20 protein-coding genes are annotated in these 20,672 nt (G+C 61.5%); 4 read left to right on the forward strand and 16 right to left on the reverse strand.

Features of this window, described 5'->3' with window-relative positions:
- Positions 1 to 152: 152 nt before the first annotated feature.
- From QCE83_RS13000 to QCE83_RS13010, 3 genes are all read right to left on the reverse strand, one after another.
- On the reverse strand, positions 153 to 1,391 hold the full coding sequence (locus tag QCE83_RS13000; protein ID WP_309810544.1) for an MFS transporter: 1,239 nt from the start codon (positions 1,389 to 1,391) through the stop codon (positions 153 to 155).
- 208 nt (positions 1,392 to 1,599) lie between these two features.
- The gene (locus tag QCE83_RS13005) at positions 1,600 to 2,436 is read right to left on the reverse strand and encodes an alpha/beta hydrolase (RefSeq protein WP_309811730.1); all 837 of its coding nucleotides are present in this window, start codon (positions 2,434 to 2,436) and stop codon (positions 1,600 to 1,602) included.
- A 293-nt stretch (positions 2,437 to 2,729) separates the two neighbouring features.
- Positions 2,730 to 3,182: an RDD family protein gene (locus tag QCE83_RS13010; RefSeq protein WP_309810546.1), complete on the reverse strand. Its 453-nt coding sequence runs from the start codon at positions 3,180 to 3,182 to the stop codon at positions 2,730 to 2,732.
- 50 nt (positions 3,183 to 3,232) lie between these two features.
- Between QCE83_RS13010 and QCE83_RS13015 the strand changes: the two genes are divergently transcribed.
- Positions 3,233 to 3,649, forward strand: a complete 417-nt coding sequence (locus QCE83_RS13015) for a surface-adhesin E family protein (RefSeq protein WP_309810548.1) — start codon at positions 3,233 to 3,235, stop codon at positions 3,647 to 3,649.
- 58 nt (positions 3,650 to 3,707) lie between these two features.
- Here the strand turns inward: QCE83_RS13015 and QCE83_RS13020 are convergent, their stop codons facing one another.
- The 7 genes from QCE83_RS13020 to QCE83_RS13050 form a co-directional block, all read right to left on the reverse strand.
- Positions 3,708 to 5,108 (reverse strand): efflux transporter outer membrane subunit, encoded by a 1,401-nt coding sequence (locus QCE83_RS13020; RefSeq protein ID WP_309810550.1) that lies wholly within the window; start codon positions 5,106 to 5,108, stop codon positions 3,708 to 3,710.
- Entirely contained in the window at positions 5,101 to 6,297 is a 1,197-nt protein-coding gene (locus QCE83_RS13025; RefSeq protein WP_309810552.1) for an efflux RND transporter periplasmic adaptor subunit, read from the reverse strand. Before QCE83_RS13025 ends, QCE83_RS13020 begins: the two co-directional genes overlap by 8 nt.
- Positions 6,287 to 9,478, reverse strand: coding sequence for an efflux RND transporter permease subunit (locus tag QCE83_RS13030; RefSeq protein ID WP_309810554.1), 3,192 nt, complete (start codon positions 9,476 to 9,478; stop codon positions 6,287 to 6,289). The genes QCE83_RS13025 and QCE83_RS13030 overlap by 11 nt, the downstream gene beginning before the upstream one ends.
- A 126-nt stretch (positions 9,479 to 9,604) precedes the next feature.
- Positions 9,605 to 10,285 (reverse strand): response regulator transcription factor, encoded by a 681-nt coding sequence (locus tag QCE83_RS13035; protein WP_309810556.1) that lies wholly within the window; start codon positions 10,283 to 10,285, stop codon positions 9,605 to 9,607.
- Positions 10,286 to 10,297: 12 nt separating this feature from the next.
- Positions 10,298 to 11,203, reverse strand: coding sequence for a LysR family transcriptional regulator (locus tag QCE83_RS13040; RefSeq protein WP_309810558.1), 906 nt, complete (start codon positions 11,201 to 11,203; stop codon positions 10,298 to 10,300).
- Between the two features lie 80 nt (positions 11,204 to 11,283).
- Positions 11,284 to 11,538, reverse strand: a complete 255-nt coding sequence (locus QCE83_RS13045; RefSeq protein ID WP_309810559.1) for a DUF4148 domain-containing protein — start codon at positions 11,536 to 11,538, stop codon at positions 11,284 to 11,286.
- A 124-nt stretch (positions 11,539 to 11,662) separates the two neighbouring features.
- Positions 11,663 to 11,890, reverse strand: a complete 228-nt coding sequence (locus QCE83_RS13050) for a hypothetical protein (RefSeq protein ID WP_309810561.1) — start codon at positions 11,888 to 11,890, stop codon at positions 11,663 to 11,665.
- On the opposite strand from QCE83_RS13050, the gene QCE83_RS13055 reads away from it, so the two are divergent.
- Positions 11,865 to 13,013 (forward strand): porin, encoded by a 1,149-nt coding sequence (locus QCE83_RS13055; RefSeq protein ID WP_309810564.1) that lies wholly within the window; start codon positions 11,865 to 11,867, stop codon positions 13,011 to 13,013. The two genes, QCE83_RS13050 and QCE83_RS13055, sit on opposite strands and share 26 nt — an antisense overlap.
- Positions 13,014 to 13,153: 140 nt before the next feature.
- Positions 13,154 to 13,405, forward strand: coding sequence for a DUF4148 domain-containing protein (locus tag QCE83_RS13060; protein WP_309810566.1), 252 nt, complete (start codon positions 13,154 to 13,156; stop codon positions 13,403 to 13,405).
- A gap of 201 nt (positions 13,406 to 13,606) precedes the next feature.
- Here QCE83_RS13060 and QCE83_RS13065 read toward each other — a convergent pair whose 3' ends face one another.
- The 5 genes from QCE83_RS13065 to tcmP all read right to left on the reverse strand — a co-directional run bounded on the left by QCE83_RS13065 (position 13,607) and on the right by tcmP (position 18,275).
- Positions 13,607 to 14,284, reverse strand: coding sequence for a response regulator transcription factor (locus QCE83_RS13065; protein ID WP_309810568.1), 678 nt, complete (start codon positions 14,282 to 14,284; stop codon positions 13,607 to 13,609).
- 10 nt (positions 14,285 to 14,294) lie between these two features.
- Complete coding sequence (locus QCE83_RS13070) at positions 14,295 to 15,680, reverse strand: HAMP domain-containing sensor histidine kinase (RefSeq protein ID WP_309810570.1); 1,386 nt, start codon at positions 15,678 to 15,680, stop codon at positions 14,295 to 14,297.
- 40 nt (positions 15,681 to 15,720) lie between these two features.
- Positions 15,721 to 16,407 carry a response regulator transcription factor gene (locus tag QCE83_RS13075; protein ID WP_309810572.1) on the reverse strand — a complete coding sequence of 229 codons (687 nt, stop codon included), beginning with the start codon at positions 16,405 to 16,407 and terminating at the stop codon, positions 15,721 to 15,723.
- 219 nt (positions 16,408 to 16,626) lie between these two features.
- Positions 16,627 to 16,947, reverse strand: coding sequence for a DUF4148 domain-containing protein (locus QCE83_RS13080; protein ID WP_309810575.1), 321 nt, complete (start codon positions 16,945 to 16,947; stop codon positions 16,627 to 16,629).
- A 494-nt stretch (positions 16,948 to 17,441) separates the two neighbouring features.
- The gene (tcmP, locus tag QCE83_RS13085) at positions 17,442 to 18,275 is read right to left on the reverse strand and encodes a three-Cys-motif partner protein TcmP (protein ID WP_309810577.1); all 834 of its coding nucleotides are present in this window, start codon (positions 18,273 to 18,275) and stop codon (positions 17,442 to 17,444) included.
- 122 nt (positions 18,276 to 18,397) lie between these two features.
- Here tcmP and QCE83_RS13090 point away from each other — a divergent pair, with 122 nt between their 5' ends.
- Positions 18,398 to 19,663 (forward strand): three-Cys-motif partner protein TcmP, encoded by a 1,266-nt coding sequence (locus tag QCE83_RS13090; RefSeq protein WP_309810579.1) that lies wholly within the window; start codon positions 18,398 to 18,400, stop codon positions 19,661 to 19,663.
- On the opposite strand, the gene QCE83_RS13095 is transcribed toward QCE83_RS13090, so the two are convergent.
- Positions 19,656 to 20,405, reverse strand: coding sequence for a phage Gp37/Gp68 family protein (locus tag QCE83_RS13095; RefSeq protein ID WP_309810581.1), 750 nt, complete (start codon positions 20,403 to 20,405; stop codon positions 19,656 to 19,658). The genes QCE83_RS13090 and QCE83_RS13095 overlap by 8 nt on opposite strands.
- Positions 20,406 to 20,672 lie beyond the last annotated feature (267 nt).

The following is a 20,672-nucleotide window of genomic DNA, read 5'->3' on the forward strand; positions in this document are numbered from 1 at the left end:
CCCGGAACAACTTTTGGCTCGCCCGCGTTTACGCCGAGTTGTTCAGAATCCGCAAACAGTCAGTGCCATGACGTTTCAACAAGTTTGTCCACAGGCACGGCATCCGGCGCGCGGCGGCGCCGGATGCCCGATGAAACCATCGATGCCGTCGATCAATCCACGGATGCGTCGCAGGTCTGTTTGAACGATGCCGCTTTTGCGGGACGCTCGAGCGAGGCCAGCCGTTGCAGGATGACGAGGCCCAGCACGGCAAGCCCGAGTCCTAGCGTGAAGTCGGCCTGCACGCCGGCGCGATCGACGAGCGCCCCGCCCACCGCCGAGCCCGCGGCGATGGCCACCTGAATGATGCTCACGAACATCGCCGAGCCGGCTTCGGGCAAGTCCGCGGTGCCGCGCTGGATCCAGACGCTGAAACACAGCGGCAGCGCGCCGAAGGCGACGCCCCACAGCAGCATCCCTGCCGTCTCGCCGATGAGCGAGTGTTCGAGCAGCAGCATCGACGACATGGCGCCGAGCAGCAGCAGGACCATCACGGCGACCGACTTCTTGAGGTGATTCGAGACTGCCATCGACATCAGCGCATTCGAGAAGAAGCCGATCAGCCCGAAGCCGAACAGCAGCAGCGTGATCGAGCTGAGCGAGAAGTCCTGTTCGAGCAGCGGTGCGATGTAGGTATAGGTCGAGAAATGCGCACCGAACACGAGCGCGACCATCAGCATGCTCAGACGCGTATGCGGGCGCGAGAGCAGCGTCCTGAAGTCGGCGACCCGCAGCGCCGATGCCGACGGCAGCGCAGGCACCAGCAGCGCCTGTGCGAGCAGCGCCACTGCAACCAGGCCGGCGGTCGCGGCAAACGACATGCGCCACGAGGCAAACGACGCGATGAAGGTTCCGAGCGGCACGCCGATGACCGTCGCGCAGGTCACGCCGGTCAGGATGATGGCCGTGGCCTTGGCGGCGTCCCGGCCTTGCACGAGTCGCGGCGCGGCGGCCGTCGCGAGCGTCCAGAAGCCGCCCAGCGCGGCGCCGAGCAGCGCGCGCCCGGCGAGCATCAGCGCGAAGTTCGTGGCCATCGCGCAGACGATGTTGGACAGCAGCAGCACTGCGGTGAGCAGCAGGAACACGTAGCGGCGGTCCATGCGGCCTGCGCTGACGATGAGCGTCGGCGCGAAGATCGCGGCCATCACGCCGGGTGTGGTGATCATCAGGCCCGCGACGCCGGGCGACACGCCGAGATCCTGTGCGATCTGCGGCAGCAGGCCCACCGGCAGGAATTCGCCGGTGACGAAGGCGAACGCGCTGACCGCGACGGCCAGCACGGCGAGCCATTGACGCAGCGTCGTCGAGCCCCCTTCGGAAGAGGTTGAAACAGCGGGAGTATCGATTTGCATGAGGACACCAATGCCAGATTGAAGTCGGACACTTTAGGCGCGGTGCGGCGCGGGAAAAAGCATCGAAGCTTGAACAGAGATACCGGCGCGGCTGAACAATGCCGGCGCGAGGGGAAGAAAGCGGGAATGCGGGCATGCGAGCCGCGGCATCGGCGGCTCGCCCGTTCCGTCAGTGCGGTGAGGTCAGGTCAGCTCAGGTCAGCTCAGGTCAGGATTGCACGAAGGCGAGCAGATCGGCGTTGAGGACGTCGGCGTTCACGGTCAGCATGCCGTGCGGATAACCGGGATACGTCTTCAGCGTGCCGTTTTTCAGGAGCTTGATGGACTTGAGCGCCGCATCGGCGTAGGGCACGATCTGGTCGTCTTCACCGTGCAGCACCAACGTGGGCACGCTGATCGACTTGAGGTCTTCCGTCTGGTCCGTCTCCGAGAAGGCCTTGATGCCCTCGTAGTGCGCCTTCGCGCTGCCCGTCATGCCCTGGCGCCACCAGTTCTGGATGACACCCTGATGAACCGTCGCATTCGGGCGGTTGAAACCGTAGAACGGGCCGGCCGGCACATCGAGGAAGAATTGCGCGCGGTTGTCGGCGAGCGCCTTGCGGAAGCCGTCGAATACGTCGAGCGGCAGGCCTTCCGGGTTCGCTTCGGTCTTCAGCATCAGCGGCGGCACTGCGCTGACGAGCACTGCCTTCGCGACGCGTCCCGCCGGTTCGCCGTGCTTCGCGACGTAGCGCGCCACTTCGCCGCCGCCGGTCGAGTGCCCGATATGCACCGCGTTCTTCAGGTCGAGCGCTTCGACGACCGCGAAGGCATCGGCGGCGTAGTGGTCCATGTCGTGACCTTCGGAGACTTGCGACGAACGTCCGTGCCCGCGCCGGTCATGCGCGATCACGCGATAACCCTTTTGCACGAAGAACAGCAGTTGCGCATCCCAGTCGTCCGAAGACAGGGGCCAGCCGTGATGGAAGACGATGGGTTGAGCGTCCTTCGGGCCCCAGTCCTTGTAGAAGATCTCGACGTTATCCTTGGTCGTGACGAACGGCATGATGAACCTCGCTGGTTGGAAGAAGGTGGAACACGACGTCGTGCCGATGCGCGACGGCGGCACAGGTCCGACGAGCATGCGAATGGATCAGGGGAGACAACCGGCGTTCAGCCGGACTTCACGGATTGAGCGCCGGCGATGAGCCGCCGGGGAATTGCATGAGGCGGGTATCGGCCGCGAAACGTCAACCTTTGCGTCCGGTTTCGTCGCCCGAGTAGAACAGTACACGTTTGCTGTGTCGACTGGATGGATCGCCCGTCGGTGAATGGGGTTGTCGATGCACGTCTGACGCATCACGCCGGTCTCTTCGTCACGACGACCGTGTTGGCGATGCGGTCATGCAACGCCTGTCTGCGTGGATTGAACCAGATCCAAAAAAAGCCCGCACCGAACATGGCAAAGGTCAGCAGATAGCCGACAGTGCGCAGGATGGACTGGCGCGGCGTCATCGGCTCACGGCTGTCGGCATCGACGATCCGCAGCCGCAGCACATGCTTGCCCGGCGTGGTTCTCCAGACGGTCCACAGCACGCCGGTAATCAGTATCGGAACGCATTGCGCCAGCATCAGCCAGAGAAACATGTCGGCGGCGAGCGCATCGGGTGACAGCGGCATCGTGTCGAGCGAGGGCCCGAGCGGGACGAACAGCGCAATGAGCGTCCACCACAGCGAGTCGATGAACAACGCGCGGCCGCGCTCGGACACCGTGGCGAGGCGCATGGGGATGGAATCGGGTTGGTCGGGCAACGGGCGTCCTGGGATAAAGTCACGCAATCATCCGATTTGAGCACACTCACGTGAAACGGAACCTGAAAGCGGGCATCAGGCGCGCGATGGCTGCGGCGATCATCGCGCTGGTCGGAAGCCAGGCGGCGGCGTCGGACTGGAGGCTGATCGCATCGAACCCGTCGTTCGATCTGTTCGCCGATGCATCGAGCTTCGTCGGCGGGCCGGTCAGCCGAGTGTGGGTGCGCTTCGAAGGCAAGCCGCCTTATAAGGAATTGAATGGCCACGTGCAGGTGAAAGGGATGGAGCGATGGTCGATCGATTGCGCGGGCAAGCGGATCGCGACGAGCGACTACACGGGGTATGGCGCCGACGGCGAGCCGGTGGTGAGCGAGCCGGGGGCGGCTGATGATTTCCGTGACATCCCGCCGGATTCGGTCTGGGACGTGGCAGCGGAGAAGATCTGCGGAGCCGAAGCAATGGAGTGAAGTCACGACGCCTCCGCAAACCTGGAACGCATAAACGAACGGCCGCACGATTAGTGACTTAGGACCAGCCGCCGCCAAGGGCCTGAATCAGGCCTACGGAAGCAGTCAACCGTCGGGTGCGCAGGTCCAGCGACGAGATCTGCGCATGGAGTGCGGTGGTCTGCGCCGTCACGACATTCAGATAACTCACTGCCCCGTCCCGATAACGGGACATCGCGAGCGCCAACGTCGATTGCGCCGAAGCGAGGGCCTCGTCCTCGTTTCTCGACGCGTCCCCAAGGTGGTGCAGCAAAGCCAGTTCGTCTTCGACTTGCTGGAATGCGGCAAGCACCGTTTCGCGATATTTGGCGCCGTTCTCCGCGAGCTTCGCGCGCGCAACGGCCACCGCCGCACGTCGTCTGCCGCCGTCAAACAGCGTGAACATGAGCTGCGGTCCAATGGACCAGATCTCGTCGGGTGCGGCGAGCCACGGCGAGAAGGTATCGCTCTGATAACCGCCGTCGAGTCCAAGCGTGACATCAGGGAAGAAAGCCGCCTTCGCCACGCCGATGTTCGCGTTGGCGGCGGCAACGCGTCGCTCGGCGGCGGCGATATCGGGGCGACGTTGCAGCAGCTGCGAAGGCACGCCGACCGGTATCTGTGGAACGACATAGTCGGGCGTCGCGGCCGCGAGCGAGAAGCTCGACGCCGGCGTACCCGTGAGCGTGGCGATGGCATGTTCGAGCAGGGCGCGGCTGGCCGCTGTGTCGTCGACGGCCGCCTGAGCTGAAGACAGCTGCGTCCGGGCGCGGGAAACGTCCATCCCCGACGCAATGCCGCCGGCGTGCCGGCTTTCCGTCAGCGCCAGGGCATGCTGGTACGTGACGATCGTGTCCTGAAGCAGCTTTGTGCGTTCATCGAGTCCGCGTAACTGGAAATAGTGATCCGCGAGACTGGCCTGCAGACTCAGCCGCAGCGATTGCAGATCGTCGGCGCTCGCCTGCGCATTCGCGCGCCCTGCTTTCACCTCATTGCGGACCTTGCCCCACAGGTCGAGGTCATAGCCAATGCCGACATCGGCGCTGGCCGAGTCATACACCGAAGGCTCGCCTGAGCCGCGCAAGGGCCGGTTGTCGGATTGGCGTTGGCGTGACACTGACGCCTCCGAACCGATGGTCGGAAACAAGCCGGCGCGCGCCTGCTGGACGAAGCCTTCCGCTTCATCGTGCCGCGCGACCGCCGCGGCGACATCCGGATTCGCCTGATCGACCCTGGCCTCCAGTTCGTCCAGCACCGGATCCTTGTACATCTTCCACCAGCCGTCCCGGACGATGCGGTCGGCCGGCGCCGCCGTCCGCCACGGTCCCGCTTCCTTGAAGCTCGCGGGGATGGCGGTCTCGGGCGCATGGTAGACCGGGGCGAACGAGCATGCGCTCACCATGCCCGCCGCCACGCATGCGGCGATGCTGCGCTTAAGCATGCTTGCCCTCCGACGCAGCCATTCTCACGACCGCCCGATGCACCCGGTCGCCTTCGGCCAGCGAATCCGGCGGGTTGTCGACCACGCGGTCATGCTGCTGGAGACCGGAACCGATGAGCACCGTGCTGCCGAGGTCGGTTGCAATCTTCACGTCGCGCAGGTGAACGCAGTTCTGCGCGTTCAGCACGGCGAGCTGGACGTGGTCGGTGCGGAATATCAGTGCGCTCGCCGGAACCAGCAACGCGTGGCCGTCGCTCGGCAGCGCGAAGCGAACCTGCGCGTACTCGCCCGGCATGAGCTGGCCGTCCGCATTGTCGACCGACAATTGCACCAGCATGGTTCCCGACTGAGGCGAGATGGCATCGTTGCTGTCGACCAGATGCGCCTGGAACGTCTGTCCCGGGCGCTCCGGGACGGTCAGCGTGGCGGTCAGGCCGCTCCTGATGGCTGCTGCGTCGCTCTGCGGCACGTTGACGTAGACGCGCAGCTTGTGCGCATCCGTGACGGCGAAGAGCTCGGGCCCGGTGCCGCCGCCCGCGTTGATGAGCGCGCCGACGTCGGTCTTGCGCGCGGTCACCACGCCGTCGAACGGCGCCGTGATGCGCTTGAACGACTCGAGCGCTTCGAGGCGAGCCACGTTGGCACGGCTTGCCGCCACGGTGGCCTGCTTCGCTGCGAGATCGCTCGTCTTCTCGTCGGTCGCCTGTTGCGAGACCGAATCCTGCGCGAGCATCTGGCTCCAGCGACGCGCGGTCGTCGCGGCAAGCTTCTCGTTGGCGATGGCATTCGCGAGATCGGCACGTGCTTGTTGAAGCTGCTGGTCGAGATCGGGCGTGTCGATCTGCCCCAGCAATTGCCCCGCTTTCACATGCGTTCCGATATCGGCGTACCAGGCATGCAGGTAACCCGACACGCGCGCGTAGATGGGCGCATTGACGTAGGCGTCGAGCCGGCCCGGCAGCTCCACGTCGTCGGTGCGCCTGGGCACTTGCGGCGTCACGACCCGGACGGTCGGAATGGCCTGCGCATCGGTCCAGCTCGTGAGCGCCCGGTTGGCATGCATGCGGCTGACGATGCCCTCCGTTGCTACGCCGGCCGCGACCAGCACGGCGAGGATGCAGATGAGCCTGAGGTGGCGCAGTTTCTTCAGCCCATGCTGCTGTGGCTGACCGCTGGTTTCAGTGGACATGCGTTGCCTCCGTGTCGGAAGGATGAGAGGGAAGAGATTCGTGGGAAGGCTTGTCGTGGCGATGGATGATGCTGAACACGACCGGCACGAAGAGCAGCGTCGCCACCGTCGCGCAAATCAGGCCGCCGATCACCGCCCGGCCGAGCGGTGCGTTCTGCTCGCCGCCATCGCCGAGGCCCAGCGCCATCGGCAGCATGCCGATGATCATCGCGAGCGCCGTCATCAGCACCGGGCGGAAGCGCGTGGCGCCGGCTTCCATCGCAGCAAGAACGGCGTCGCCGGCGTGTGCGAGACGCTCCCGCGCAAAGCTCACTACGAGAATCGCGTTCGCCGTCGCCACGCCCATGCAGAGGATCGCGCCTGTCAGTGCCGGAACCGATAGCGGCGTGTGCGTGATGAAGAGCATCCACACGATGCCGGCAAGTGCGGCGGGCAGCGCCGTCACGATCACGAAGGCATCGGCCCATGAGTGGAAGGTCACGACGATGAGCAGGTAGATCAGCAGGATCGCGCCGGCCAAGCCGAAGCCGAGTCCGCTGAATGCGGTGTTCATGGTCCGGACCTGACCGCGAACGGTGACCGTCGAGCCCTTCGGCAGCTGGCTCCGCATCTGCCGGACGATCGTATGGATCTTCGCGGCCACGGCGCCCAGGTCGCTGCCCTGCGGCGTGGCGTAGAGGTCGTAGAGCGGCTGAATGTTGTAGTGCGAGACCACCGCGTCGCCAATGCCGCGCTTCACTGTGGCGATGCCGCCGAGAATCTGCGCTCGTCCGTCCGACCCGGTGACCATCATGTTGTCGAGCGAGCCCAGCGAGTTCATGAGGTACTGCGGCGTCTGTGCGACGATCGGATAGCTCACGCCGTTCCTCGGGTTGAGCCAGTAAGCCGGTGCGACCTGGCTGGTCCCCGACAGGTTCGCCACCACCGCGTTGGTCACGTCCTGCTCGGTGATGCCGAGTTCGTCGGCTCGCGTTCTGTCGACCGCAATGGAGAACTGCGGATAGTTGGCCGGTTGCTGGATGCGCGCATCGGCGACACCCGGGACACGCGTGACCCGCTTGAGCAACTCGCGAGCGAAGGCCAGATTGCCCTGCCGGTCGGGGCCCGCCACCTGGATGTCGAGCGGAGCCGGCGCGCCGAAGTTCAGGATCTGCGAAATGATGTCCGCGGGCAGGAACGAGAACGTCACGCCGGGATAGGCGCGCGGGAGAAACTCGCGGAGCTTCTTCACATACTGCGCGGTCGGGCCATGGTTTTCGTCGAGCGAAATGAGGATGTCGCCATCCGCCGGTCCCAGCGTGCCGCTGTTGTTGTACGTCAGGTTGATGCCGCTGACAGGCAGGCCGATGTTGTCCACCATGCTCTTCAACTGGTCCGGAGGAATCGTCCGGCGGATGGTCCCCTCGACGTGATCGAACAGCGCGGCAGTCTGTTCGATGCGCAAGCCGGTGGGCCCGCGGACATGCAGCGCGATCGCGCCTGAATCGATATCGGGAAAGAAATTGCGGCCGAGGAATGGCGCCAGGCCGAAGGACAGCACGACCACGGCCAGGAAGCCGATGACGAACTGCTTCGGAGACGTCAGCGCTGCATGCAGCACGGCGCGATAGACGTCGCGGACCTTCTCGAAGCGACGATTGAAACCACGCTGGAAAGCAACCAGCGGATTGCGGGTCGGCCGATGTTGCTCACCGTGAACGTGCGGCTTGAGCAGGTACAGCGCCATCATCGGGACGAAGGTTCTCGACAGGATGAACGACGCGACCATCGCGAAGATCACGGCCTCCGCCATGGGGACGAACAGGAAGCGCGCGATGCCGTTCAGCATCAGCATCGGCACGAACACGATACAGATGCAGAGCAGCGAGACCAGCGCCGGCCCGACGATCTGGGCGGCGCCGTCGAGAATCGCTTGGCGGACCGGCTTGCCATGCTCGAGGTGCCAGTTGATGTTCTCGATGGTCACCGTCGCATCATCGACGAGAATGCCGACCGCGAGCGCCAGGCCGCCCAGCGTCATCACATTGAGCGTCTCGCCCATCGCGGACAGCCCCGCGATCGCGGCCAGCACGGCAAGCGGAATCGATGACGCGATGATGAGCGTCGAGCGCCAGCTGCCGAGGAACAGAAGAATCATCAGCGAAGTCAGCGCGGCGGCAATGATGCCCTCGCGCGCGACGCCGCTCACGGCCCCTTTCACGAACACGGACTGATCGCCGATCGTGATGAACTTCAGACCCGGCGGCAGCGTTTGCTCGATCAGCGGGAGCTTCGCCTTGACCCCGGCGACGATATCGAGCGTCGACGCCGAGCCGTTCTTCAGCACGCTCATCAGCACCGCGCGATGCCCGTCGAGCCGCACGACGTTGGTCTGCGGAGGAAAGCCGTCGCGGACGTGCGCCACATCGCTGATCCGGATGGTCGCGCCGCCGACCGTCCTGACAGGCAGGTTGTTCAGCGCGCGGATGGCGAGCGGGCTGTTGTTCAGCGTGACGTCGTACTCGTAGTCCCCTATCTTCTCCGTGCCCGCCGGGATCATCTGGTTCTGCTGCGCGAGGGCGTTCGCCACATCGACCGCCGACAGACCGTCGGCCTGCAGTGCCTGCGGATTCAGGTCGATCTGAACTTCGCGCACCTTGCCGCCATAGGGCGTCGGAATGGCGACGCCCGGAACGCTCAACAACGCGGGCCGAATGAAGTTGTTCGCGTAGTCGGCGATCTGCTGCTCGCTGAGCGAGTCGCTGGTCAGCGCGATCTGGATGACCGGGACCGTCGACGCGTTGTAGTTGAGGATCTGGGGCGGCGTGATGCCGGGAGGCATCTGCTTGAGCACGGTCTGCGAGAGCGAGGTGACTTGCGCCGTCGCGGTACGGATATCGACCGTCGGCTGGAAAAAGATCTTCACGATGCCGTAGCCGCGAAACGACTGGGACTCGATGTGCTGAATGTCGTTGACCGTCGTGCCGATCGAACGCTCGTAATACGTCACGATGCGGCCGGCCATATCGTCGGGCTGCAGGCCGGCATAACTCCACACCACGCTGATGACGGGAATGCGGATGTCAGGAAAGATATCCGTCGGCGTCCGCAGCAAGGACAGCGGACCGACGATGAGAATCAACAGCGCCAGCACGATGAACGTGTAGGGCCGGGTGAGGGCCAGCCGGACGATTTTCAGCACGGGAGACAGCTCCGAATTGAACGCTTGACAGCACTGATGAGGGAGTGTGTCGTCAGCGTGCTAACAGCCGATGCCAGGAACAGTGAAACATTCTTTAGATTTCACGCCTGCGCGGGTCCACCACGTTCAGCAGCCGTCGTCGAGCATGTAGCCCGCACCACGGATGGTCCTGAACATCGAGATGCCGCAACAGTCCTGGATCTTCTTGCGCAGTCGTCCGACGTGCACATCGATGAGGTTCGTGCCGGGGTCGAACCGGCAGCCCCACACGCCTTCGAAGATCATCGTCCGCGTCAGGATCAGTCCGGCGTGACGCATCATGAATTCCAGTACGCGGATTTCGGTCGGCTGGAGGACCAGTGCCTTGCCGTGGTAGCTCGCATGGCGGCGGACCAGGTCGAGCTCGATACCGTTCGCCCGCAGAATCGTCTGCCCTGCCCGCAGCGCGCCTCGGCGCAGCAAGGCATCGACGCGCGCCTGCACTTCGTCGCGAGTGAACGGCTTCGCCATGTAATCGTCGCCGCCGGCGCGCAGTCCGCGAACGCGTTCATCGGCTTCGTCCATTGAGCTGATGATCAGGACCGGCGTGTTCATCCCGATGCCGCGCATGGCCGTCAGGACCTGCAGACCGTCGAGGTCGGGCAACACCCGGTCGAGCGTGATGAGGTCGAATGGAAGGTCCATGGCCATCGCCATGCCCTCGCGGCCCGAGCGTGCGACCTGAAGGTGATAGCGCGGATCGGGCAATGCGCGCCGCAGTTCCTTCACCACGAGTTCGTCGTCCTCGATGGACAGGACCTTGTACATGGAGACGTTCTCTCAGGCGGCTTCCCGCATGACGGGCGGATGGTACGCGGGGCGATATTGATCGACGACAAAATCGATGAAGTGCCGCACTCGCGCGGAAAGGTAGGTTCGGCTCGTGTACAGGATGGAGACCTGACCGTGGCCGTCCGCAATCTCATACTGGCTGAGGATGGGCAGCAGATAACCCCTGGCGACTTCGTTCTCGACGAGCGGTGCGGGCAGAATGGCGATCCCCATATCGGCGAGCACGGCCGAATGCACGGTGGCGTGACTCGAGGCCTGCAGCGCCGCGCTGGTCGGGATACGCATGACCTCGCCTTCGACCGTGAAGCGCCACGCCTTGTCTGCGCTGTTGGAGGTGGTCAGAAGCTGATGCAGCGGCAGCTCCGCAGGCGTGGCCGGCATGCCGTGCTTCTGCAGGTACCTCGGCGACGCCACAACGATTCGTTTGAACGAGCGTAGCTGGCGGGAGACCAGCGTGGAATCGGGCATGTAAGGGGCGTCGGAGAAGCCGACGTCGAAGCCGCCTTCGATGAGGGACACTGCCGTGTCGGTGGTGGTGACATCGAAGCTCACCTTGGGATGAGCATTGCGATACGCGGCGAGCAGGCTGCATAGCCCCGACACGGCAAAGGTGCTCGGAGTGCAAACGCGCAAGGTGCCGTTGAGATCGCGTGTCGAGCGAACCAGACTGGCTTCCATCGAGTCCAGTTGTTCGATCACTTCCTTGCAGCCTTCCATGTAGAGCTGGCCGGCATCGGTCAGAGACAGGTGCCGGGTCGAACGATTGATCAGGCGCAGGTTCAAGTGCGCCTCCAGTGTCATCACACAGCGCGACACGGCGGCGCCCGAGATGCCCAGCTGGCGCGCGGCGGCGCCGAAGCTGGCGAGTTCCACCACCCGCATGAACACGCGCATTGCCTGTAGCTGATTCACGGCTTCTGTCCTCACATTGACTCATGCACGCCGACGTCTCGCAAAGGTGTCGGATCTGGCCATCAGTGATGGGCGTAGACAGTCCGGTTGAGGTGGTCCAGCTGACCATCCTGCTGTGCCTGGATCAGATCCTGATACACCTGAGCGCGCGTGATGTCCGGGCTGACGTCCGCCTGGCCGCCATCCGGGGCCGATCCTGCCGGTTGCGTTGCTGCAACCATCGTGTCTTGCGCCTGCGGCGTAGCGGTCTGGGCGAATGCGGGAATGACGGCGGATGCCATTGCGGTTGCAGCGATGACTTGCACGAGCTTTTTCATGAATCTCTCCAGAGAGGGGTTACCCGTTCAGACAGGCGTATTGCCTGCTGTCGGTATGGAGAGACTACGGATTCGCCACAGTGCGAATTGCCCGAAAAACATGAAGAGTTTTTTATCTTTCGCGTCAAGCACCCGTTGCTTTTCGCTGCACCGAATCCGATTCGCCGCGCACCACCGTTTTACGAAAATCAGTCTTCCCGGAATTCGAAACATTGATGTTTGAAGCTTCCTTAATCTGCCACCGCGCCTGGCAGACTGGTGGGTACGCGATTTCCGCGTGCCACACGCCGCGCACGAAACCAATCTCTTGCTCGGGGTGGAGAACGATGAAGAAAACGATGGTGGCGGCCACAGTGCCCGCTTTGATGATGATGTGCGGTATGGCCCATGCGCAGAGCAGCGTCACGCTGTACGGCCTGATTGACGAGGGTCTGGATTTCACGAGCAACGCCAACGGCCATCATGCTTACCAGATGGTGAGCGGCGACACGATGGGCAGCCGCTGGGGAATCCGCGGCAGCGAAGACCTCGGGGGCGGGCTCTCAGCGATCTTTCGCCTCGAGAACGGCTTCGATCTCAACGACGGTCAAGCGGGTCAAGGCGGCGCCGAATTCGGGCGTCAGGCCTATGTTGGCCTGTCGTCCAGACGGCTGGGGACGTTCACGATGGGAACGCAGTATGACCCGACCATCGATATGTGGAGCCCCTTCACGTCATCCGGCAACCTCATGGGCGACTTGTCCGCGCACCCGTTCGATAACGACAACGCCGACTGGGATTACCGTATCCACAACTCGGTCAAGTACGTGTCTCCGACCGTGGCCGGGTTCACCGGCGAGGCGATGTACGGCTTCAGCAACCAGGCGGGCGGATTCGCTGACGACCGGATGTATAGCGCGGCCGGCTCTTACAAGATGGGCCCGATTTCGGCAGCGCTTGCCTATATGAAGACGAACGGCGGCAGCGCAACGACGACAGGCGCGGTGTCGTCGGCGACGGGCGTCTTTACGGCGCAATCGCAGCAGAACATCGATGCCGGCCTTTCGTATGCGTTCGAGAGCAAGGCAGTCGTGTCGCTCGCCTACTCCCACGTCGATGTGTACAACCCTTCGGCCAATGCCTACTTCGGGACGCAGCCCAAAGCCGGTACACAGAACTCGTGGAAGTTCGACAACTACGAGATCAACGGCCAGTACTTCTTCAAGCCCGATTTCTGGATGGCCGCCGCCTACACCTTCACGACCGCGCAGATAGCGACCACGACCGGCCACACGACGCCGAAATGGAACCAGGTTTCCATGATGCTCGATTACGACCTCAGCAAGCGTACTTCTGTCTACGTGCAGGGCGCGTATCAGCATGCCGACGGCAACACGGGCCTGGCATTCGACGATGCCGACATCCTGGGTTCGGCGGAACCGTCGACGAGTGCAAACCAGATGGTTTATCGAGTGGCATTGCTGCATCGCTTCTGAACCCGATGCGGCTGTCACGATCATGAACGGACTTTCATCTTTTGATGCCGTTTCAACCAGGCCGGCTGAATATCCTGTTTCGACGGGCACACGCATGAAACCGCGTTGCCCGGTTCCCGTCCATTGAAATGGAGTTCGACATGAAGCGTATTCCCCTCGTCATCGCGCTCGCAGCCGGCGCGGCAAGCTTTTCGTGCTATGCGCAAACCACGCCGTCGCCGTCGCCGGCGCCTGCTCAAACGGTGCCTGCGGCGCAAGGCGGAGCCTGGGCTCCGCAGTATGGCGTAACGGTCCAGCCGAAGACCCGCGCGCAGGTGTATCAGGAGATGGTTCATGCGGAACAGAATGGTCAACTCCAGCATCTCGACCGCACGCTGTACTGGCATGGTTGAACGACATGGCAAGCCGAATTCGACGAGCGTGTTCGCTTGGCGCGCTGCTTCTTGTCGTCGGCATCCTCGCCGGATGCGCGACGACCCAGACAGACTCGAACGCCTGCGTGGGACCGCCTAGCTTTTGCGTGCCTTATTTCGGAAGCTGAGTTTGGCAGCCGAGTTGAGTAACCGAGAAAGCGGGGTCTGCCAGGAGGAGACTCACAACGCGCGCAGTTGGTAGCCGTAGCGATTGACGGTGTCCAGCTGCGCGGCAAAACCATGCTCTTCGAGCTTCTTTCGAAGGCGCACGACAATAAGGTTCACGCTCGCGGGATCGACCGACTCTTTCTCCGGCCATGCGTACCGGATGAGTTCGTCGCGAGGCACCGGAAGATTCGCTTGCCGCAACAGGCATTCGATCAGCAGGAATTCTCTCTTGCCGATGCAGATCCGCCGCTTGCCCTCTACAAGCTCACGCGTGGCGGGTTCCAGCCTGATGGTCTGATGGGCTTCTGAATCCGTGGGCGCAGCAACGGCGCCGCGTCGCAGCGCTCTCATCCTTTCCTGCAATTCCATGATTGAATACGGCGTGACGAAACACGCATCGGCTCCCGCGCGAAGCGCCTTGGCGCGTTCGCGTGCCGTGACAGCACTCATGATGACGATCACGGCAGGCGAACCAGGCAGCTTCGCGAACGACGGCAAGAGGCCATCGAGGCTTTTGAAGGCGTGCTCGTCGATTGCAACCACGAGCACGGTATCGAACGGCTCGAGGGAGCCGAGATAGAGTCCGTCGCGCAGGTCATCCGTCGCTTGAACGCTGTGTGCGCTTTCCCGAAGCGCCTTGCCAAGGAACGCGGATTCGGAGCGAGCGGGCGATATCAACAGGACGCGCATGAGCAATCCTTCAATCCAGGGCGTGGGGCCAGCATTCGACGGTCATGCTGGTTCCCGTCGATGCCGACAACTCGTTGGGACCGACCCGCAGCACGAAGTCATGGATGTGCATGACGGCGATGACGATACTGAGGCCGAGGCCCGAGCCGGGAACATGCCTCGACTTGTCCGCCCGATAGAAGCGAGTGAGGACCGCCTCCCGTTCCCACTCGGGAATGCCTGGACCCGTGTCGCTGATGACGAGCTTGGGGCCTTGCGAAACCATGCTCAACGAGACGTGAACCTGGCCGCCTTGCGGCGTGAACTTGATGGCGTTGTCGAGGATGTTGCCGAACGCTTCGAACATCAGGGCGCGGTCGCCGTGGACGTCGTCGGTTGGCGCGACATCGACGATCCAGCGCATGCCGCGTTCTTCCGCCAGCGGACCATAGAGTTCATCGAGTTCGGCGACCAGTGACCCGAGGTTGACCGAGGCAAACCCTCCTCGACGTTTCAACGACTCGATCTCGGAAATCCGCAACATCGCCCGAAACCGGTCGAGCAGTCGGTCCGTCTCGGCGCGAGCTGCGTCGATCAGGCCTTGAGCATCTTCATTCCCTTGCGCGTTCAGCGTCACGTTGCCCAGCAGCATCCGGATGCGCGACAGCGGCGTGCGCAAATCGTGGGCGATGCCGTCGCACGCACCCTTTACTTCGGTCATCAAGCGTTCGATGTCGTCGAGCATGTGATTGACCAGATGCGAAAGCATATCGAGTTCGTCGCGGCCGCCGATGGGCAAACGCTGATTCAGGTCGCCCTCGGCGATGCGTTGCGTGACTCGTCGGATGTCGCGGACACGCCGCATCTGTCGCACGCTCAACAAAAGACCCGTCGCGATGCTGACGAACAGAAAAAACAGACCGCCCGTCACCAGCGCGTTGATGGCGACCTCGCGGAGGTGCAGCAAGGAGGTCCAGTCGCGTGCAATGACGAGAATCGTGCCATCGGGACGGCGAATGCCCGCCGCCCGGACCACTGCTGGCGTAAGTTCCCCGCGTACCGTGAGCTGGTCGCGCAAGGTATGGCCGCCTTCGTCGAGCTTCAGCGCACGCGGAAGCGACTCGATGTCTCCTGCGATCCGGGTTCCATCGGCCGCGAACAGGCCGAAGTAGCTCACGTGCATGCGCTCGTTTTCGAGGCGCCGAAGAATGGCGAGCGGCATGTCCTCGTTCGGAATGGATTCGAAGTAGTACATCTGCCAGTGCAGGAGTCCGTCGCTGTCCGCTTGCATGCGATTCGTGACTGACCAGCCGAGGAAGCCAGCCAGCAACACGAAGGACAAGGAAAAGATGACTCCGTAGATGGAGAGCCACTTGAAGGTCGTCGTGTGCCAGCCTCTCCCGATCTGCGCGGGCATGGCAATCCTGATGGCGGGCGACGGCAATGCTTTTGAGTTGTTACGGGTCGATGAGAACATACCCGGAGCCACGTACGGTCTGAATGAGTTGCGGCATGCCTGGCGCATCGACCTTCTTGCGCAGGCGTCCCATGTGCACGTCGATGAGATTGGTTCCCGGGTCAAAGTGATAACCCCATACTGCTTCGAACAGCATGGTTCGCGTGATGGTCTGGCCGGCGTGCCGCATGAGGAATTCGAGAATCCGATACTCGGTGGGAAGCAGCGTTATCGCGATGCCGTTCCGGGTGACGGTCCGCGAGATCAGATTGAGCGCAAGTGGACCGACTTGCAGGCGGGTCGCTGCCTGTACCGGCGCTTCTTTCCGGCGACGCAGCAGGACTTCGAGCCGCGCGACCAGCTCGTCCGGGTCGAATGGCTTGGTGAGATAGTCGTCTCCGCCTGCGCGCAGCCCGCGAATACGTTCGTCGACATCGCCGAGCGCACTCAGCATCAGAACCGGCGTATCGATTCCGAGGGTGCGCAGCGTGGTCAGAAGCGTCAACCCGTCGACGCCGGGCAACATCCGGTCCAGCAAGACGAGGTGGACCCCGCCGCCGCTGGCGCGAGCGAGGCCCTCGGTACCGTTGTCGACCCACTCCACTTCGAACCCGGCCTTGCTGAGTTCACTCACGATTTCCTTGCCGGTCAGCGGATCGTCTTCAATGGTGAGTACGCGGGTTGCCATCGTTTCTTTTGGGAAAACGCCACTCGGAGACGAACTGGCGCGTCCGGGATCTTGTGGATTTTTCATCATGCCACAAGGCGGTATCAGTGGATCAGCAGGTTTCTCGCCAATCAATGGCATGGCTCTCTGGCTTCGACGCCGCTATTAAAAAACGCAGGGTTTTTTGAATTGGCGGCGTCGAATGTTTCATTAAAAGAAATTCAGCGTCCGCTTCAGCATTCAATTGGCACTCGGACTATCGGGTGCCGGTGCGGCGGCAACCGACGGGCCCATGCAATCGCGCTGGTATTCCTGGTGCAGTTTGCGCTCGGCGACGTGCAAGTTGTGCGGGTAGTTGTCGTCGTCGCTGGTGGGCTGATAGCCGACCGCTTCGAGTTCGCTCATCTCTTGCATGAGCTGCTGATGCGTCACTTCCTGCTTGAGCGGGGCGAACGGGTAGTCGTGGCATTCGGCCTGCGTGAGGTGGGGCGTGGCGGCCATCGCTGAGACGCTCGCAAACGCGAGGGTGAGGCCACCGAGGACTGCGGTAACATGTTTCATGGTTTCTTCTCCGGGGATTCACAGCGTTGCTGTGGGTGTCGGCACCTTTTTGCTTCAGGTGACGGGGGAAGATTAGCTAGGCCGGTTTGTGTGGATGGCTGATGTTCGATGAAAAGTTTTTTAAGGTGGGGGGCTTGGGTGCGAGGGTGTTTTCGAAGGGGCTACGTGGGTGATTAATGCTAGTAGAACGGCGCAAGCGCGAAATATGGGTGACCCAAACAGGATGGATAACATCCTTTGTGCATTTAAAACGCTGGAAGCACGCAATACGCGTCGAAAATTTGATTGATTCGAAAATAGAAGTCAATCGTAAGATTATTGCTGATTCGTTACATGCCAAGCCGGATAGTAACCATTGTCCGGATCGCTGAGGCTAGAGGGTTACCGCAGATTTTCACGTGAAGATCCGATCGCATCATATGAGTGATTGCAGTTCGCAGATAGGGGAGCATTTGAGTCGGTCGACGCCCCTGATCAGGGTAGGCCAGAATAAATCAGAATCCCGTAAGGGATTGTTGGCGCGACGCCGGCAACGCAGCGTCATTCCAAAGCTTCAGGGCAAGCGGATGGCGGGAAAGGTGGATAAGCCGATACAGTGGCCCTCTGTGCATGTTGACGAAAAGCGGCTTGGATTGCGCGACCTGCATCTTGGCTAGGTCTGTTACGAGCGACTCCCAATACTCCAGATAAACAATAACCTGTCTGCGCTTGGGAACCTCTTTCAACCGTAAGTTGTTGCGCCAGCCTGGGGCGGCCGCATCCAGTCTCGAGTTGGCCAGATTGAAGTCAACACCGATGTTTCGCTGAACGTCCATAACGCTGAAGTGAATCAAGATGTCAATATTCGGCCGCGCAGCAAGCTTGAGAATAATCTCAAAATCGAGGTGTTCGATGCTAAACGGATCGAGGAAGGCGAAGTGCAGTCCTCGCGGAAGCTTTGCGAGCACTAAGTCGACGGTCTTGCACGCGCTACCCACATACGCCTGAACCTTTGCGCCCGCTTCACGAAGTCTCGCAGAACAAGCTTCCACGCTTTCCGCGTTCGTATCAGCAATGAATATCTCGTTGAATGGCGCGCCGCCGCGTGCTGACATACGCCACGCAGACAGCACGCCGCCATCGGATATAACCCCCGACTCACGGTTCAGAACCCGCCCCGGTCCAGAAAAAAGGTCAATAAACGAGGCATAAGCCCACTTCGCCCGAGCCTTCCGAGCCGCATCGACATAACGTGAAAGTGCAACATGCTTCTCTTCTGACCAAGGACCAACCTGCATGACCGGCAGACCGTCAGCAGGGTCGAGGACAACTTCCTCATCATGTTTCATGGCGACGCTCTCCCGTATTGCGAAGACACAGTATGGGTGCCAATTAGTATGCCGTTGTTTCGAACAATGTACTAAAACCTTATAATCTTCAGTGAGACGAAAGGCCCCCCGGTACAACGAGAATGGCGAAGACAGAAGATAAATACTCTTGGCAGGTTGGGCATCCTCCGCCGATTCTCGACCAGCATAGTGCCGTCAAGCATTCAATTGTCGAACACTATGTGCAGCAATACATCGAAACCCTGATGAGTCTGCCGACCATGCCCAAGCTGACTTTGACGTTAGTGGACGGGTTTGCGGGTGGCGGTGAATACCTAAATGAAAAGCTCGAGTCCGTCGACGGCACGCCATTGCTTATGATGCGCGGCGCACATGTAGCACGTGCGAACCTGAACGTTGGCCGTCGCACACTGCGCGAGGTCGATGCTGAGTTCTTCTTCGTGGAGAAGAAGCGGGAATCGGCCGAGCATCTGCTTCAACATCTGGAAAAGCGGCGAGCCGAAGGCGCTATCGCGCGACAGGATTTCGAGCGCTTCAAAGTGCTGAACGCTGGCTTTCTTGACGAGCTGCCGAAAATAGTGGAGCGCATTAAAGCCCGAAGAGGCGGTGCCCGCGCGATTTTCCTGCTCGACCAGTACAGCTACAACGCCGTTCCGATGGACAGGCTTCGGTGGCTGATGACGGAACTGCCGAACGCAGAAGTCATCATGACCTTCAATGTCGACTCGCTCCTTACCTACATCAGCGATAGAGAAGCCAATCGGAAGGCCGTCCGGAACATCGGCATCGAACAGTACATTCCTTGGAACCAGCTAGGACAAATCAAGGCCGAGTCTGGACGGGCGGCGCTCCAGCGCTATGTTGCGCAGGGAATCAAAGCTGAGACGGGCGCGCCATTCATGACGCTGTTCTTTGTCCGGCCAGACTCTGCATCACCCTGGACCTATTGGCTTGTGCATTTATCGCGACAGTACAAAGCCCACGACGTGATGAAGTCTCTGCACTGGGAGCATTCAAGCGAGTTCGGGCATGAACTCGAGCCGGGACTTTTCATGCTCGGCTACGACCCGAAACGGGATGAGCAATATACCGGTCAGTCTATCCTCTTCGACGCAGGTGGCGCGGAGCTTTGCATCGAGACGTTGAAGGACGACCTTGGCCGGATATTGTCGGGCCGGCAGCAACCGCTCACCGTTCGACAATTATTGACCGAACACATATCGAATACCATCGCCGACGAAACACGGCTGCAAATGGTCATCCGGGGTTTGCACGCCGAAGGCAATATCCTGGTGTCGAACAAAGAAGACAGAAAGCGACGGCCGTCGATGCACTACAACGCATCCGACATCATCGAATACTCGCCCCAGCGGCGCTTCTTCAGGTAAGCACTACTCGGTCGGGCATGTCGTCCCAAGTCCGACCTTCGAGGAGCCGGCCATTCGCGCCCTTCGAGCGGCGTACGCCGTCACAGCCCCACGTGCCCCACTGCTTGAAGAAAAACTTTACGCCTTGCTCCTCACACTGGAGCTTGACGTTTTGCACCCACATCTCGAGCATCGGACGCGCCCTCGCACCTGATTCTCCACCGACAATGACCCAGTCGATGTTCTCAAGATTCAAGGTGCCAAGGTCCTCGAGCAGAGGCTCGACGGACAGGAAACGCACGCCACACTCCACGTGGCGCAACTCGTCAATTCGAGGAATTCCAAATTTGCGGTCTTCAACAGTGACGCCGAGCCATGCGTTCGCCGGAATTTGTCGGCGGCGGCAATAACTTGCCATGCGCTCTGCGCGCTTCGTGAGAATCTGGAACGTGTGCTGAGGGCATGCTCGGATCGAATCAAAGACCTTGGTGACGTAGGCATCCGGCACAGTGCGGTGAAACAGGTCGGACATCGAATTGACAAAGTACATTGTCGGGATCTTTCGCTTCGATGGTTCGTCTAGGCGATTGGGCAGCATCGTAAGCTTGAAGCCGTTCTCGTAGCCGGGGGTGCCCATTGCGTGCAGCCGCGCAGCCATGCCTTCGGCGTAACAGTTCTTGCAGCCTTTGGAGACCTTCGTACAGCCCACAGTCGGGTTCCACGTTCGCTCCGTCCACTCAATCTTGCTTTGCCCACCGCTCATTGTTCGACCTCACCATTTTGGTTGCGATTTTATCGGGCTTCTCCCGGTAGCTACGAAATGGCCATACCGCTGTCATGCGCACGCGTCTTTCGATGCACGTGTGCAACTGAATCAGGATGCGTCCTCGCATCTATTGCTTTTGCGATATAGAGAGGCAACTATATATCTAAAGAGCGATGTCCAAATCTGATTGCGCGCACATCAAAAATAAACATAATTTATGCCGCCTCTGTCGAGTTCGAGACAATGCTGTGATGTCTGAACAAG

It is taken from the genome of Caballeronia sp. LZ034LL (assembly GCF_031451215.1).
In the GTDB taxonomy this organism is placed as follows: domain Bacteria; phylum Pseudomonadota; class Gammaproteobacteria; order Burkholderiales; family Burkholderiaceae; genus Caballeronia.